Source organism: Sphingorhabdus sp. SMR4y, from assembly GCF_002218195.1.
Classification (GTDB): Bacteria; Pseudomonadota; Alphaproteobacteria; order Sphingomonadales; family Sphingomonadaceae; genus Parasphingorhabdus.
Window position 1 is genome coordinate 2,260,283 of record NZ_CP022336.1, and the last position, 13,600, is coordinate 2,273,882.

Annotated in this window: 17 protein-coding genes and 1 tRNA gene; 7 read left to right on the top strand and 11 right to left on the bottom strand. The window is 58.9% G+C overall.

Annotation, left to right across the window (positions count from 1 at the left end; all coding sequences use genetic code 11):
- Positions 1-170: 170 nt before the first annotated feature.
- The 4 genes from ruvA to SPHFLASMR4Y_RS10865 form a co-directional block, all read right to left on the bottom strand.
- Positions 171-776 carry a Holliday junction branch migration protein RuvA gene (ruvA, locus tag SPHFLASMR4Y_RS10850; RefSeq protein WP_089133561.1) on the bottom strand — a complete coding sequence of 202 codons (606 nt, stop codon included), beginning with the start codon at positions 774-776 and terminating at the stop codon, positions 171-173.
- Positions 777-1,027: 251 nt separating this feature from the next.
- Positions 1,028-1,498, bottom strand: a complete 471-nt coding sequence (gene ruvC, locus SPHFLASMR4Y_RS10855; RefSeq protein WP_089133562.1) for a crossover junction endodeoxyribonuclease RuvC — start codon at positions 1,496-1,498, stop codon at positions 1,028-1,030.
- A gap of 1 nt (position 1,499) precedes the next feature.
- Positions 1,500-1,850, bottom strand: a complete 351-nt coding sequence (locus SPHFLASMR4Y_RS10860; RefSeq protein ID WP_089133563.1) for a DUF3147 family protein — start codon at positions 1,848-1,850, stop codon at positions 1,500-1,502.
- Positions 1,850-2,599: a YebC/PmpR family DNA-binding transcriptional regulator gene (locus SPHFLASMR4Y_RS10865; RefSeq protein ID WP_089133564.1), complete on the bottom strand. Its 750-nt coding sequence runs from the start codon at positions 2,597-2,599 to the stop codon at positions 1,850-1,852. The genes SPHFLASMR4Y_RS10860 and SPHFLASMR4Y_RS10865 overlap by 1 nt, the downstream gene beginning before the upstream one ends.
- Positions 2,600-2,680: 81 nt before the next feature.
- Between SPHFLASMR4Y_RS10865 and SPHFLASMR4Y_RS10870 the strand changes: the two genes are divergently transcribed.
- Complete coding sequence (locus SPHFLASMR4Y_RS10870) at positions 2,681-3,415, top strand: type II CAAX prenyl endopeptidase Rce1 family protein (protein ID WP_186265919.1); 735 nt, start codon at positions 2,681-2,683, stop codon at positions 3,413-3,415.
- On the opposite strand, the gene SPHFLASMR4Y_RS10875 is transcribed toward SPHFLASMR4Y_RS10870, so the two are convergent.
- The 3 genes from SPHFLASMR4Y_RS10875 to SPHFLASMR4Y_RS10885 are packed head-to-tail and all read right to left on the bottom strand — an operon-like array spanning position 3,412 to position 4,369.
- Positions 3,412-3,732, bottom strand: coding sequence for a heavy metal-binding domain-containing protein (locus SPHFLASMR4Y_RS10875; protein ID WP_089134833.1), 321 nt, complete (start codon positions 3,730-3,732; stop codon positions 3,412-3,414). The two genes, SPHFLASMR4Y_RS10870 and SPHFLASMR4Y_RS10875, sit on opposite strands and share 4 nt — an antisense overlap.
- A gap of 42 nt (positions 3,733-3,774) precedes the next feature.
- A complete protein-coding gene (locus SPHFLASMR4Y_RS10880; protein ID WP_089133566.1) occupies positions 3,775-4,017 on the bottom strand; it encodes a DUF2312 domain-containing protein in 243 nt (80 codons plus the stop codon).
- A gap of 43 nt (positions 4,018-4,060) precedes the next feature.
- The gene (locus tag SPHFLASMR4Y_RS10885; RefSeq protein WP_089134834.1) at positions 4,061-4,369 is read right to left on the bottom strand and encodes a DUF1244 domain-containing protein; all 309 of its coding nucleotides are present in this window, start codon (positions 4,367-4,369) and stop codon (positions 4,061-4,063) included.
- 86 nt (positions 4,370-4,455) lie between these two features.
- On the opposite strand from SPHFLASMR4Y_RS10885, the gene pyk reads away from it, so the two are divergent.
- A complete protein-coding gene (gene pyk, locus SPHFLASMR4Y_RS10890; RefSeq protein ID WP_089133567.1) occupies positions 4,456-5,907 on the top strand; it encodes a pyruvate kinase in 1,452 nt (483 codons plus the stop codon).
- Here the strand turns inward: pyk and SPHFLASMR4Y_RS10895 are convergent.
- The 3 genes from SPHFLASMR4Y_RS10895 to galE all read right to left on the bottom strand — a co-directional run bounded on the left by SPHFLASMR4Y_RS10895 (position 5,904) and on the right by galE (position 7,771).
- Positions 5,904-6,512: an HAD family hydrolase gene (locus SPHFLASMR4Y_RS10895; RefSeq protein WP_089133568.1), complete on the bottom strand. Its 609-nt coding sequence runs from the start codon at positions 6,510-6,512 to the stop codon at positions 5,904-5,906. The two genes, pyk and SPHFLASMR4Y_RS10895, sit on opposite strands and share 4 nt — an antisense overlap.
- A 27-nt stretch (positions 6,513-6,539) precedes the next feature.
- On the bottom strand, positions 6,540-6,665 hold the full coding sequence (gene ykgO, locus SPHFLASMR4Y_RS10900) for a type B 50S ribosomal protein L36 (RefSeq protein ID WP_011415100.1): 126 nt from the start codon (positions 6,663-6,665) through the stop codon (positions 6,540-6,542).
- 101 nt (positions 6,666-6,766) lie between these two features.
- Positions 6,767-7,771 carry a UDP-glucose 4-epimerase GalE gene (gene galE / locus SPHFLASMR4Y_RS10905; protein ID WP_089133569.1) on the bottom strand — a complete coding sequence of 335 codons (1,005 nt, stop codon included), beginning with the start codon at positions 7,769-7,771 and terminating at the stop codon, positions 6,767-6,769.
- 185 nt (positions 7,772-7,956) lie between these two features.
- On the opposite strand from galE, the gene SPHFLASMR4Y_RS10910 reads away from it, so the two are divergent.
- Both SPHFLASMR4Y_RS10910 and SPHFLASMR4Y_RS10915 read left to right on the top strand, forming a co-directional pair.
- The gene (locus SPHFLASMR4Y_RS10910) at positions 7,957-8,526 is read left to right on the top strand and encodes a DUF4136 domain-containing protein (protein WP_260806943.1); all 570 of its coding nucleotides are present in this window, start codon (positions 7,957-7,959) and stop codon (positions 8,524-8,526) included.
- Positions 8,523-9,647, top strand: coding sequence for a M14-type cytosolic carboxypeptidase (locus SPHFLASMR4Y_RS10915; RefSeq protein ID WP_089133571.1), 1,125 nt, complete (start codon positions 8,523-8,525; stop codon positions 9,645-9,647). The genes SPHFLASMR4Y_RS10910 and SPHFLASMR4Y_RS10915 overlap by 4 nt, the downstream gene beginning before the upstream one ends.
- A gap of 13 nt (positions 9,648-9,660) precedes the next feature.
- Here the strand turns inward: SPHFLASMR4Y_RS10915 and SPHFLASMR4Y_RS10920 are convergent.
- Positions 9,661-9,748 (bottom strand) — tRNA-Ser (locus SPHFLASMR4Y_RS10920).
- Between the two features lie 219 nt (positions 9,749-9,967).
- Between SPHFLASMR4Y_RS10920 and SPHFLASMR4Y_RS10925 the strand changes: the two genes are divergently transcribed.
- The 3 genes from SPHFLASMR4Y_RS10925 (at position 9,968) to ald (ending at position 13,499) form a co-directional block, all read left to right on the top strand.
- Positions 9,968-10,957 (top strand): peptidylprolyl isomerase, encoded by a 990-nt coding sequence (locus SPHFLASMR4Y_RS10925; RefSeq protein WP_089133572.1) that lies wholly within the window; start codon positions 9,968-9,970, stop codon positions 10,955-10,957.
- A 341-nt stretch (positions 10,958-11,298) separates the two neighbouring features.
- The gene (locus SPHFLASMR4Y_RS10930; protein ID WP_089133573.1) at positions 11,299-12,291 is read left to right on the top strand and encodes a peptidylprolyl isomerase; all 993 of its coding nucleotides are present in this window, start codon (positions 11,299-11,301) and stop codon (positions 12,289-12,291) included.
- A gap of 86 nt (positions 12,292-12,377) precedes the next feature.
- Complete coding sequence (gene ald, locus SPHFLASMR4Y_RS10935; RefSeq protein ID WP_089133574.1) at positions 12,378-13,499, top strand: alanine dehydrogenase; 1,122 nt, start codon at positions 12,378-12,380, stop codon at positions 13,497-13,499.
- The last annotated feature ends 101 nt before the right edge of the window (positions 13,500-13,600 follow it).

Sequence of the window (13,600 nt, forward strand, 5' to 3'; positions counted from 1 at the left end):
AAGCCGGTTTCTGGCATAACCAATGGATATTTTTCCACGCGAAGCCGCAAAGGCGCAAAGATAGTGCGGCAAGTCCTGCCCCCTTTGCGCCGTCGCGGCTTCGCGTGATCCTGTAGAGCCGAAAAAATTATATGCGCTCGGCTGCCAATGTCCGTGTTCCCTCATTTGAATCACTTCGCCGCCTTCTTCAGCGCCAGCCGCACCAGCGCATCCAGAGTCGCGCCATCGCCTATCTCGGCATCGGCCGCTGCCACCGCTGCGCTCGCGTCCGCCGGTTTGAAACCCAGATTCTGCAACGCGCTGACCGCGTCGGCGCTGTTGTCCGAAGGGGCATGCACCGCCCCGCCAGCGCCAGCCACCGGATCGGTCGCAATGCCGCCGACCTTGTCCTTCAGTTCGTTGACGATCCGCAGCGCCAGTTTCGGTCCAACCCCGTTGGCGCGGCTGACCATTGCCTTGTCGCCGGTCGCCACGGCGCGGGAAATCTCGCCCGGTTCGAGCGCCGACAGGATCGCCAGCGCGACCTTGCCGCCGACGCCCTGCACCGAGATCAGCAAGCGGAACCAGTCGCGCTCCGAGCCGCTGGCAAAGCCCATCAGCCGCATGTCGGTCTCGCTGACCTGCATTTCGGTATAGATGGTCGCGCCATCGCCCTTGCCGCCAATCGTGCTGATGGTGCGGGAGGAACAGAAGACCAGATAGCCGACGCCATTTACGTCGAGCACGATAGTGTCCGTGCCGATTTCGTCGATGGTGCCGGTCAGTTTTGCGATCATATTGTCGTTTTAGCGCAGCAGGCGAATCTGTCGAGTTTTTGTTTTGTTCTTTTGACCAATGCCGCGCCAGCGGGCGGTAATGAAAGGGACTCGCACGAAGACACGAAGGCGCCAGGTTTATGGTGTCAAAGACCTGTCCTGGTGCCTTTGCGTCTTCGTGCGAATTTCCGTTCGCACTGAGCTTGTCGAAGTGCACCTATCCGCCAGAGGCTGTCCTTCGGCAGGCTCAGGACGAACGGTGCCTTGCCGATCTATCTCTTCCTGTGATGCGCGTGGGTGATAGCCACCGCCAGCGCATCGGCGGCATCGGCGCCGGCCAGTTTTACGCCGGGCAGCAGGATCTTGATCATCGCCTGCACCTGGTCCTTGTCCGCCTTGCCGACACCGACCACCGATTTCTTGACCGTTTTCGCCGAATATTCGCCGACTTCGATTCCTGTGCGCGAAGCGCCGAGCAGCACGACGCCGCGCGCCTGCCCGAGCTTCAATGTGCTCTGCGGATTGCTGTTGACGAACACTTCCTCGACCGCTGCCGCATCCGGCTTATATTCCAGCAGCAGGTCGGTCAGCTCAAGATCGAGCTTCAGCAACCGGCTGGCCAGCGCCATCTTGCTGTCGGTCTTGATCTGGCCATTGGCGATGTGGGACAGGCGATTGCCGTCCGCGACGATCACCCCCCAGCCGGTGGTGCCAAGACCCGGGTCGAGACCGAGGATGATCATGTCAGAGGGGCAGCCCGATACGGCGCCCGACAAAGGCCATGATCAGATAGAGGCTGATCGTCAGCGCGGATCCGGCCGCCAGTGACAGAAAAAAGCCGATGCCATTGCGCAGCATCGCCGGGATCAGCAGGAACATTGGAAGAGATGGAAGCACATACCAGAAGGTCGCCTCGGCGTGCAGCGCCATGTTTTCCGCGTCAGGGCGCGCATACCAGAGAAAGATCATGCCCAGTATCGAGATCAGGGGCAGCGAGGCGACAAGCGCCCCGAAGCTGGGCTGGCGCTGGGCGATGGTTGCCACCAGAGCCACGATCACTCCAGCGAGTGCGGCCTTGGCGGCAAATTCCCACATCAGCCGGCGTTCAGCTTTTCCATGATCTCGTCGGACACGTCATAATTGCCCCAGACGGTCTGGACGTCATCATCATCTTCCAGCAGATCGATCAGGTTGAGCAGGGTCTCGGCCTGCTCCTGGTCGACTTCGACCTGGACCGTCGGACGCCAAGCCAGTTTCACGCTGGCCGCTTCGCCCAATGTCTTTTCCAGCGCACCGGAAACCTCGTGCAGGTCTTCCATCGCGGTCCAGATTTCATGGCCGTCCTCATCGGAAGAAATATCCTCCGCGCCCGCTTCCATCGCCGCTTCGAGAACCTTTTCCTCGTCACCGACGCTGGTCGGATACTGGATATAGCCAACCCGGTCAAAACCGTGTGAAACCGAGCCGCTTTCACCCAGATTGCCACCATTTCGCGACATGATTGTGCGAACATTGGTAAAAGTGCGGTTATTATTGTCGGTCAGCGTTTCGATGATCAGCGACACGCCACCGGGGCCGAAGCCTTCGTAGCGGATCTCGCTATAGTCATCGCCTTCGTTGGCCGAGGCTTTTTCGATCGCCCGCTGGATATTGTCCTTCGGCATCGACACCGCCTTGGCGCTGTTGACCGCCAGCCGCAGCCGCGGATTGAAATCCGGGTCCGGCATGCCCGACTTGGCCGCCACGGTGATCTCGCGCGAGAGCTTGGAAAATTGCGCCGCACGCTTCTTGTCCTGCGCGCCCTTGCGATGCTTGATATTGTTAAATTTACTATGGCCTGCCATACGATTCGTCCGTTGCTGGTTTATACTTTTATCGAGGCTCTTTGGCGCATGTTTGACCCCAACTCAACCATTGGATGGCCAATGGGTCGATTGCGGTCCACCGCTGCTGATCTGATCGCTTTCATTCGCGCTCCGACAACTATCGCACATATGTCTGGGCAGCACCGGCGGCTTGCAGATATCGGCTGGCTGTTTCTGCTGAATTGCCTGATCGTTCTGGCCATCGCGATGGTGCTGTTCCCGATGATGGCGGTTTTTGGTGTCGAGATGTCGGGCGGCATGGCGGACCTGTTCAATCTTCCGCTGCCGCAAATCCTGTTGCTGGTGGTAATCGTGGGGCCGATCACCGAAGAATTGATTTTTCGAACCTGGATCAGTGGCCAACCGCGATTGCTGATCATTTTTCTCGCGATCATCGCGTGGTTTGCCGGATCCTATTATATCCCGACCCTCGCCCCTGCCGGATCGTTACAAACCGCGACCATCGCGCTGGTCGCTGTCATTGCGGTCGCGATGCTCGTCGGCGTGATATGCTTCTGGAAATCGCCGGTGCCCCGGTGGTACCGGCGGATCTTTCCGCTGGTGTTCTGGAGCCAGGCGCTGCTCTTTGGCTTTGTGCATGTGTTCAACTATGCCGGCGACAATCCCGTCGCACTGCTGCCATTCGTGCTGCCGCAACTGGTCGGCGGCCTGATCTGGGGCTATGCCAGAGTCCAATATGGCTGGTGGTCCAGCATCGTCATGCACATGGCCTATAATCTTATCGTCACCAGCGGACTGGTCTATGTCCTGCTGACGCAGCCGGCGCTGGTCTAACCGACCACCACAGCAGTCCCCGATGCCGATACCATCAGCATCGACCCCTTATCGCCAACGACCTCATAGTCGAGATCGACACCGACCACAGCATTGCCGCCAGCCTTGGCCGCCTCGGCCTCCATCTCCGCCAGCGCTTCGTCGCGCGCGCGTTTCAACACATTTTCATATTTGCCCGAGCGGCCACCGACAATGTCGGTAATGCTGGCAAACAGATCGCGAAACAGGTTTGCGCCAACGATGACCTCGCCAATCACGATCCCGCGATAATCGCGGATCGCACGACCTTCGACAGTGGGTGTGGTGGTAACGATCATCATTGCTCTCCCGCCGCTAAAGACTGGCTATTAGCCTATTGCTCAGGCGAGGCCAAGCGCCGCCTTATAGGTGTCAAGAATGGCTTCCATTTCCTGACGGTCATGGGTTTCCATCTTCCGCAGACGAACGATCTGGCGCATGATCTTGGCATCATAGCCCTGCGATTTCGCTTCGGAATAAACGTCGCGGATATCATCCGCCATGCCCTTTTTCTCTTCTTCCAGCCGTTCGATACGCTCGATAAACAGACGCAGCTGGTCTGCGGCAACATTGCCTTCGCTCATGCTTTCATTCCTTTAAATCTATATTCGGATTCGGAGCCTGCCTTTAAGACGCATCAGCGTTTTTGGCCACGCTTTCCTTCATCTTTTTGAGCCGCTCCGGCGTCGCCTCGGTCTGGTATTTCTGCTTCCATTCGCTCGCCGGCATGCCGTGAATGGCCTCGCGGGCTTCCTCCTTGGTCATTGAACCACCAGCCTCGACGGTCGCCTCCATCACCCAGTCGGCCAGACAATTGCGGCAAAAACCGGCGAGGCCCATCAGATCGATATTTTCCGCATCATGGCGATGCTGAAGATGGGTGACCAGACGGCGAAAGGCTGCAGCGGCAGCGGCATCGGTTATTTGATCGGTCATATTTGTTTCCATTGTTATTTGTTATTATCCTGTCATGAATTAGAAACAGGAAACGCGCAGGTAAAGCGCCACTAAGGATTTTTTGCATGGCATCGCCAATTTTCTCCCGAAATCGCAAAGTGAAAGTGCTGGCAACGCTCGGCCCGTCCAGTGGCAGCCCCGACATGATCGAGCAGATGTACCGCGCCGGCGTCGATGCCTTTCGGATGAACATGAGTCATGGCGAACACAAGGCCCATGCCGCCAATGTCAAATCGATCCGGGCACTGGAAAAGAAGGTCGGACGCCCGATCACCATATTGGCCGATCTGCAGGGGCCAAAACTGCGTATCGGCACCTTTGCCAAGCCACCGGTGATGCTGAAGGAAGGCGCACGCTTCACGCTCGACATGCGCAAGGAGGCGGGGGACGCAAAGCGCGTCACGCTACCGCACAAGGAAATTCTGGGGACTCTACAGCCAGGTCACACGTTACTGCTTGATGACGGAAAAATCCGGCTCGAGGTGACCAAGGCCGATGGCAAGAGCGTCGAGACCAAGGTGATCGTCGGCGGCGAAATTTCCGATCGCAAGGGCGTCAATGTGCCGGAAGTCGTGCTGCCGGTCAGTTCGCTCACCGACAAGGATCGCAAGGACCTGACCTTTGCGCTGGAGCAGGATGTCGACTGGATTGCGCTGAGCTTTGTCCAGCGTCCGGAAGATGTCGCAGAAGCACGGCGGCTGATTCGCGGCAAGGCAGCCTTGCTGGCCAAGATCGAAAAGCCCGCGGCGATCGACCGGCTCGACGAGATACTGGAACTGTCCGATGCGGTGATGGTGGCGCGCGGTGACCTTGGTGTGGAACTGTTGCCCGAGCAGGTTCCGCCGCTGCAGAAAAAGATCGTCGCCGCAGCGCGCAAGCTGGGCCGGCCGGTGGTCGTCGCCACGCAGATGCTCGAATCGATGATCAAGTCGCCCACCCCGACCCGCGCCGAAGTGTCCGATGTCGCAACCGCGATTTACGATGGTGCGGATGCGATCATGCTGTCCGCCGAATCGGCTGTCGGCGACTGGCCGATCGAAGCGGCAACGATGATGGACCGTATCGCCGCACAGGTCGAAAATGACCCTTCCTACGCCGACCGGGTGCATTTTACCGAAACCGTGCCCGACGAAACCACCGCAGACGCGCTGGCGGCAGCAAGCTACAATATCGCTCGCACGATCGAGACCTCGGCCATTGTCTGTTATACATCTTCCGGTTCGACCGCCCGGCGCATGGCGCGCGAACGTCCCGCCGTGCCGCTTCTGGTACTCACCCCCAATCGGCGCACGGCAAGACGGGTCGGCTTGCTGTGGGGCGCCTATGCGGTGGTCACCCGCGATGTGAAGGATTTCGAGGAAATGATCGCCAAGGCCAAACGCATGGCGCTGCGGCACAAGCTGGGCGACGCCGGTTCAAGGCTGATCGTCTGCGCGGGCGTGCCTTTCGGAACGCCGGGCTCGACCAATTTGCTGCATATCGTGCGTCTGAGCGGCGATGAACTGAAAAGCGGCTAGAGCAGGCCGTAGGCCTTCAGCGCCCGCTCGAAGGTTGCGACATCGCTGAAATGGTGGCCGGCAATTCCCAGCGCCTCGCCGGCGGCAATATTGTCCGTCCGGTCGTCGATGAACAGGCATTGACCGGCGCGCCGGTCAAAGCGCTGCAGCGCCAGATCGAATATGGCCGGGTCCGGCTTGATCAGCTTTTCTTCGCCGGAAATGACGATATCGGTGAATATGTCGAATATCGGGGCCGAGGGCCGGAACTGGGCCCAGGATTCGGCGCCGAAATTGCTGATCGCGAAAAGCGGTACGCCACGCTCCGCCAAGGCCCGGACGATATCCAGCATGCCTTCGACCGGTCCGGGAATGGTTTCCGGAAAGCGCTCGGAATAGGCAATGATATGATCGCGATAGGCGGGAAATTCGCGGCTGCGTTCGGCAACCATGTCGGCGAAGGGTCTTCCGGCGTCATGCTGGAAATGCCATTCCGGCGTGACAACATGAGTCAGAAACCAGTCCAGCTCTATCGGATCGTCAATCAGTTTTTCAAACAGACAGCGCAAGTCCCAGCGATACAGGACATTGCCTATATCGAAGATGACCGTGTCAATTTTTGTGATGGCAGAACTCCCGCCAAAGACAGGCGTTTAGCCCTGGCGAGCCTTGAACCGGCGATTCGTCTTGTTGATCACATAGGTGCGACCACGGCGACGGATGACGCGGCAGTCCCGGTGACGGTTTTTAAGCGACTTCAAAGAGTTGCGGACTTTCATTTTGGTACCACGCCTTGATTATCTGAATTTCTTGAAAGCAGCCTAGCTGCGTTGAAGCAGGGCAATTAAGGTCGGCAGCCCCCAAAGTCAAGCGAACAGCTTTATTCTCCGCGAATTTCGATGAGTTTGCGTTCCCACGCCAGTGCATGGGCGACAATTTCATCGAGATCGGCATGTTTCGGCTGCCAGGGAAAGCGGTCCATGATCGCCCGGTTATCAGAAATCAGCGAATCGGGGTCGCCCGCACGCCGCCCTTCCATAATCCGCTTGATTCGCATGTTGGTGACCCGGTCGACCGCATCGAGCACCTCGAGCACCGAAAAGCCTCGGCCATACCCGCAATTGAGCAAATGATTCTCTTCCGGCTCCGCGATCAGCGCCTCCAGCGCCAGCACATGGGCAGCCGCCAGGTCCGATACATGGATATAGTCACGCACGCCGGTGCCGTCGGGCGTATCATAGTCGGAACCGAAGACGGCAACGCTGTCCCGTTTGCCCAGTGCCGCTTCGACCGCCACCTTGATCAGATGCGTGGCACCAGCGGTCGACTGGCCGGTTCGGGCCTGCGGATCGGCGCCAGCGACATTGAAATAACGCAGCGCGCAAAAATTCAAGTCATGGGCAGCCGACACGTCGCGGAGCATATGCTCGGTCATCAGCTTCGACATGCCGTAGGGATTGATTGGCAATTGCGGCGTCGCTTCGCTGACCGGACTCTCCTCCGGAATACCATAGGTTGCAGCGGTCGAGGAAAAGATGAAATGATGGACGCCGCCGGTGACCGCCGATTCGATCAGGCTGCGGCTCTTGGCGCTGTTGTTGTGATAATATTTCAGCGGGTTCTCGACCGATTCCGGCACGATGATCGATCCGGCAAAATGCATGATCGCGCCAATATTCTCGTCTCTGATGATCCGCGCGAGCAGGGTGCTATCCTCGATATCGCCTTCATGGAAAGCAACGCCCTCCGGCACCGCCCAGCGAAACCCGGTGGTCAGATTGTCGATCACCGCTACCGGCCAGCCGGCGTCCTGCAAGGCCAGCACTGCGTGGCTGCCGATATATCCGGCCCCGCCGGTTACCAATATGGTGAAGGGTTTCGCCATGATTTCATAATCCCCTGTTGTGCATTACCGGCCATTTAACGCGGCAATATCTCCATCCGGTTAAGCACCACCGGCCGAGCGCGCATTTTTTTGCCACGGTCACGCGAATTATGCGCTAATATGCGACGGGGGCAAGTTCAGGAGTATATTTTATGGCCGCTTTTCAATCATTTGGGATTTTGCTTTTGGTAGGCTCCCTTGTGTCGGGTTGCGTGGCGATGACCCCGCCGGTCGATGTCACCCGTTTCCACAACGCCCAGATCGCGCCGATAGTCCCGGGTAGCGTCACGATCAAAGCCAATATTACCGATGACGGCCGCAGCATTGAATATGCCAGCTACAATGCGGCATTGCTGCGCGAATTGCAGCGCATCGGCTTTACCGAAGCACGGGTAGATGCCGGAGACAGCGACTATGTCGCGCGCTATACGCTCGAACGGGCGGTGTTGAGTGCCGGCGGCGACCGTTCACCCGTTTCGGTCGGGGTCGGCGGCAGCACCGGCAGCTATGGCTCCGGCGTTGGCCTGGGCATCGGTATCGACCTTAGCGGTCCGCCAAAAGACAAGATTGTTACCGATCTGTCTGTCCGGATCGCCAATCGGCTGGACGGCAATGTCGTCTGGGAAGGCCGCGCCTCGATAGAGGCGAAGGAAGGCTCTCCGGCCTCCCAGCCCGGGCTGGCGGCATCGAAACTGGCAGAGGCCCTATTCAGGGACTTTCCCGGCGAGTCCGGAACCACTATCAGGGTGAAATGACCATGTATATCAGCAGCGCATTCGATAGTGGCAATATCGAAGTCCGTTCCATCGCCGGCACCTCTGCGAAACTGTCGATCCGCAAGGACAAGGACAGCGAGTTTTTCCAGTGGTTCCATTTCCGGGTGACCTGCGAAATTGGCGACGAGCTGGAACTGGCCATCACCGGCCTGAAAGAATCGGCCTATCCGCAAGGCTGGCCCGATTATGACGCCTGCGTCAGCGAGGACCGCGACTATTGGGGCCGCGCGCCAAGCAGCTATGACGAGGCCAGCGGCACCCTGACGATCCGCTACACCGCCAGCAGCAATATCGTCTGGTTCGCCTATTTCGCGCCCTACAGCATCGAGCGCCATCACGATCTGGTCGCGGAAACGGCGGGAATCGACGGCGTCACTGCCCGCGCGCTGGGCCACAGCCTGGAAGGCCAGCCGATCGACTGTCTCGAGATGGGGAGCGGCGACAAGCACGTCTGGCTCTATGCCCGCCAGCATCCCGGCGAAAGCATGGCCGAATGGTGGATGGAAGGGGCGCTGGAAATGCTCACCGATTCCGCAGATCCGCATGCACGGCTGCTGCTGGAGAAATGCCGCTTCCATATCGTTCCCAATATGAACCCGGACGGTTCGTCACGGGGGCATCTACGAACCAATTTTGCCGGAACCAACCTCAATCGCGAGTGGCATGAACCAACGCCGGAGAAATCTCCGGAAGTCCTGTGCGTCCGCAACGCGATGGACGAGAGCGGCGTCGATTTTGCCATGGATGTCCACGGCGACGAAGCCATTCCGGCGGTGTTTATTGCCGGTTTTGAAGGCATCCCTTCGATCACCGGTGCACAGCTCGAGAAATATCACGGTTTCCGCAACCGACTCGCTCAGCGTACCCCGGATTTCCAGACAACGCTCGGCTATCCGACCGCAGCCGAGGGCAAGGCCAATCTGTCGATGTCGACCAACCAGCTGGCCGAACGCTTCGGCGCGGTGGCCATGACTCTGGAAATGCCGTTCAAGGACAATCGCGACTTGCCGGATGCCGAGCAAGGCTGGTCCCCGGAGCGCTGCATATTGCTCGCGCGCGAATGCCTGGCGACGCTGGCTGAGATGATCGACGATATCTAGATTGTCCGGATGATGGCGGAGCCGGAGGGATTCGAACCCTCGATAGGTTGCCCTATACACGCTTTCCAAGCGTGCGCGATCGACCACTCTGCCACGGCTCCGCAAATACTGTCTGATCCGTGAATCCGGTCGAATATCAGACAGCGAGGCTTCCCTAATGGGGGATTCGCGCTTTCGCAAGCGATAGTGTGCGGTTAGGGTGGCAGAGAACGGATTGTCGGAAATGAAACCCGTTAGGGGTGAGCCTGCCGAACCCCGCCTCAAGACCCGAGGCGTCCTTCGACAGGCTCAGGACTATCGGCATGAGGCGGGGCCCCACGATGAACAGAATAATCGCAATAGCATTGCTCGCAGCCTTTGCAGCCACGACGCCCGTCCTCGCCCAGGACAACGAAAAACCGGACTATCCCAGCCCCAATGCCATCGTCGATACCGCCCCGGCCAGTGAGTGGCTGACCATCGCGCCGAGCGACCTGCTGGTCATGGATCTCGCCCCCGATGCGCAAGGCGACGCGCGCCGCGTGGTCATCCAGCTGATGCCCGAACCTTTCTCGCAGGGCTGGATCCGCAATATCCGCAAGCTTGCCGCGGCGCACTGGTGGGACGGCACCAGCATCAACCGGGTGCAGGACAATTATGTCGTGCAATGGGGCGACGCCGGTTACGACAATCCGGAATCGGGTGAAACGGAGCAGAAGGCCTTGCTGGAGGGGTTGGAGACGGTACCGGAGAGTGGCTATGAGACAGAGGCAACGGCAGGAAAACAAGGGAACATAGTTTTATGGCATCCCAAAAATCAACTTACGGATTCTTATTCAGATTGGACTTGGTTCGAATCTGGTTGGCCATTGGCCCAAGAAATTGGGGATGACACACGTACACTCAGCCGGTGGCCCGTCCACTGCTACGGCGCGGTCGGCGTCGGCCGCAACTATTCCCCGGACACCGGCAGCGGCGCCGAACTTTACACCGTCATCGGCCACGCGCCGCGCCATCTCGATCGCAATATTGCCGTGGTCGGGCGGGTCATCGAGGGTATCGAACATCTCTCCAGCCTGCCGCGCGGCAAGGGGCAATTGGGATTTTACGAGGATGCGAGCAAGCGCGTGCCGATCACGTCCATCCGCCTGGGTAATGCGCTGGCCGAAGACCCGTCTCCCGCGTTCGAATATCTCGATACCGAAAGCGAGGTCTTCGCCCAATATGCCGACGCCCGCGCCAATCGCCGCGATCCGTTTTTCATCAAGCCTGCTGGTGGTGCGGATATCTGCAATATCCCGGTGCCGGTGCGACGGGTGACGGAAGAGTGAGGAGTGCAGTGCACCTGCGGAGGCAGGTGCCCATCTCCAGTCATGGCGTCCAGCCGCTTGCCCGGGAGAAGGATCCCCGCCTTCACGGGGACAGAATTGGCGAATTGCCGCTTTCCTACATCACGCTACATCGGCTAGTTTGGCCGCATGATCCAATCCCTGCCCTCGTCCAGCCATCGGCGGTTTTCGGCAAGTTGCGCCCGTAAGATATCCTTCGCCACAGGGGGTGTGACCCTGTGTGACCCGAGAGCATTTCTCGCCAAATGGCACTGCACAGGGACAGAAAGCTTTCTTTTTCTTAACAGTGTAAAGTTTGTAAAGTTCAGCAAGGAAAGAATCGCATGAAAAACTATTTTCGATCCGCGCATATCGCCTTTTGGGCCCTGGCCGCAGCGTGTTTTTCATTCTCCTCTCCGGTCCTGGCGCAAGAAGAAGAAGAAGCTGAACAAAGCCCCTCCGAAATCCTCGCTGCTGCCCCGGCCGAACACTGGCTGCCCATCCCCCTCACCGACCTGATGGTCCTCACCCTGCCCGATGCGGCGGACGGCACGAATCGCCAGACAGTAATCCAGCTGCTCCCGACGAACCTGTCCGGCGGGCATGTCCGTAATGTGCGGACATTGGCCCGTACACGCTGGTGGGACGGCACCAAGATTTATCGCGTCGCCAAGGATTTCGTCACCCAGTTCGGCGGCAATCCCGATGCCAAGATACTGCCCAAAGGGCTCGAGACCGTGCCGGAGAGCGAATATTTCAACCAGGCGCTCGGGGCGAAACGCGACACCGATATGGCGGCACTGAAGGCAGCGGTGGATTACAGCAACCAATATCAGGGTACGAAAATCGAGCCGCTCACGAAGATGATTTACGAGAATATGGGCGCGCAGACAGTAGGCTTTGGCGGCGGCTGGCCGATCGGCAGCCAGACCATCGACGGCGAGACGAAATATTATCCTCTGACCTGTCGCGGATCATTGTCCCCTGCCCATTATGATCCGCCGGACACCGGCAGCGGCGCGGAAATGTCGGTGATCACCGGCGAAGCAGCGCGCAGCCTCGACACGACCTTTGGCATGGTCGGACGAGTGATCGAGGGACTGGAGCATTTACAGAATCTGCCGCTTGGCACCGATCCGGGCGGTTTTTATGCCGACAAGTCGGACTATATCCGGATAAAGTCGATTCGGTTGGCCAGCGAGCTGCCACTGGCAGAACAGCCGTCTTATGAATATCTCGCCAGCTACAGCCCGGCGCTGCTGCAATATATCGAGGCCCATGGTGGCTATGGCAATATCTGCACCGTACCGGTGCCAATTAGGAAAGTTTCACAATAGGGTAATAATATTACAAAGCGTCTCGCGCGGAGCGTCATTTGCTGGTAATGCAACAGGGTTAGACTCGATAGAACAGGAGCTCCTCCATGCGCGTTGGTACCCCCAGAGAAATCAAGAATCACGAATATCGGGTCGGCCTGACCCCCGAATCGGTTCGCGAGTTGACCGCCAGCGGCCATGATGTGCTGGTCGAGACCGGCGCCGGCCTTGGCATCGGCGCCGAGGATTCCGAATATGTCGCCGCAGGCGCCACCATTGCCACGACCGCTGCCGAAATCTTCGAGAAATGCGAGATGGTGGTCAAGGTCAAGGAACCGCAGGCCGTCGAACGGGCGATGCTGCGCGAAGGCCAGATCTTGTTCACTTATCTGCATCTCGCGCCCGATCCGGAGCAGACCACCGATCTGGTCCAGTCCAAATCGATCTGTATTGCTTATGAAACGGTCACCGGCACCGGCGGACTGCCGCTGCTCAAGCCGATGAGCCAGGTCGCCGGACGCATGTCGATCCAGGCCGGCGCCACCGCGCTGGAAAAAGCCCATGGTGGCCGCGGCATTTTGCTCGGCGGGGTCCCCGGTGTTGCCCCCGGCAAGGTGACGATCATCGGCGGCGGCGTGGTCGGCTTCAATGCCGCACAAATGGCGGCCGGGCTCGGTGCGGATGTCACCATTCTGGATCGCGATCCGGACGTGCTGGAATCGGTCGGCACCCATTTTGAATCGCGGGCCAAGACACGTTTTTCCAACAAGGCCAATCTGGCCGAATGCGTCGCCGAGGCGGATCTGGTGATCGGTGCGGTGCTGATCCCGGGCGCAGAAGCCCCAAAGCTCGTCTCCCGCGAGATGCTCTCGACCATGCGTCCCGGCTCGGTTCTTTGCGATGTCGCAATCGATCAGGGCGGCTGTTTTGAAACCTCGAAACCGACCACCCACGAAGATCCGACCTATGTGGTCGACGATATCGTCCATTATTGCGTCGCCAATATGCCGGGTGCGGTTTCGCGCACCTCGACCTATGCGCTCAACAATGTCACCCTGCCCCACACGCTGGCAATCGCCAACAAGGGCTGGAAACAGGCGCTGCGCGATGACCGGCATCTCGCCGAGGGACTGAACGTGTGGAATGGTCATGTGACCTACAAGGCGGTCGCCGAGGATCTGGGCTATGATTATATGCCGGTGTCGGAGATTGTGGGATTGAAGGCATAATCTGGTTGTAGGACAGTTGCTTGATCCGTTCGTGGTGAGCTTGTGGAACCACATCTCTCGAACGAAACATGTCCTTCGACAAGCTCAGGACGAACGGCATA

Excerpts from the sequence above, each read along its gene's own strand:
- ruvA (WP_089133561.1), bottom strand. The coding sequence starts at position 776 with ATGATCGCAAAACTGACCGGCACCATCGACGAAATCGGCACGGACACT.
- ruvC (WP_089133562.1), bottom strand. The coding sequence starts at position 1,498 with ATGATCATCCTCGGTCTCGACCCGGGTCTTGGCACCACCGGCTGGGGG.
- SPHFLASMR4Y_RS10860 (WP_089133563.1), bottom strand. The coding sequence starts at position 1,850 with ATGTGGGAATTTGCCGCCAAGGCCGCACTCGCTGGAGTGATCGTGGCT.
- SPHFLASMR4Y_RS10865 (WP_089133564.1), bottom strand. The coding sequence starts at position 2,599 with ATGGCAGGCCATAGTAAATTTAACAATATCAAGCATCGCAAGGGCGCG.
- SPHFLASMR4Y_RS10870 (WP_186265919.1), top strand. The coding sequence starts at position 2,681 with ATGGGTCGATTGCGGTCCACCGCTGCTGATCTGATCGCTTTCATTCGC.
- SPHFLASMR4Y_RS10875 (WP_089134833.1), bottom strand. The coding sequence starts at position 3,732 with ATGATCGTTACCACCACACCCACTGTCGAAGGTCGTGCGATCCGCGAT.
- SPHFLASMR4Y_RS10880 (WP_089133566.1), bottom strand. The coding sequence starts at position 4,017 with ATGAGCGAAGGCAATGTTGCCGCAGACCAGCTGCGTCTGTTTATCGAG.
- SPHFLASMR4Y_RS10885 (WP_089134834.1), bottom strand. The coding sequence starts at position 4,369 with ATGACCGATCAAATAACCGATGCCGCTGCCGCTGCAGCCTTTCGCCGT.
- pyk (WP_089133567.1), top strand. The coding sequence starts at position 4,456 with ATGGCATCGCCAATTTTCTCCCGAAATCGCAAAGTGAAAGTGCTGGCA.
- ykgO (WP_011415100.1), bottom strand. The coding sequence starts at position 6,665 with ATGAAAGTCCGCAACTCTTTGAAGTCGCTTAAAAACCGTCACCGGGAC.
- galE (WP_089133569.1), bottom strand. The coding sequence starts at position 7,771 with ATGGCGAAACCCTTCACCATATTGGTAACCGGCGGGGCCGGATATATC.
- SPHFLASMR4Y_RS10915 (WP_089133571.1), top strand. The coding sequence starts at position 8,523 with ATGACCATGTATATCAGCAGCGCATTCGATAGTGGCAATATCGAAGTC.
- SPHFLASMR4Y_RS10925 (WP_089133572.1), top strand. The coding sequence starts at position 9,968 with ATGAACAGAATAATCGCAATAGCATTGCTCGCAGCCTTTGCAGCCACG.
- SPHFLASMR4Y_RS10930 (WP_089133573.1), top strand. The coding sequence starts at position 11,299 with ATGAAAAACTATTTTCGATCCGCGCATATCGCCTTTTGGGCCCTGGCC.
- ald (WP_089133574.1), top strand. The coding sequence starts at position 12,378 with ATGCGCGTTGGTACCCCCAGAGAAATCAAGAATCACGAATATCGGGTC.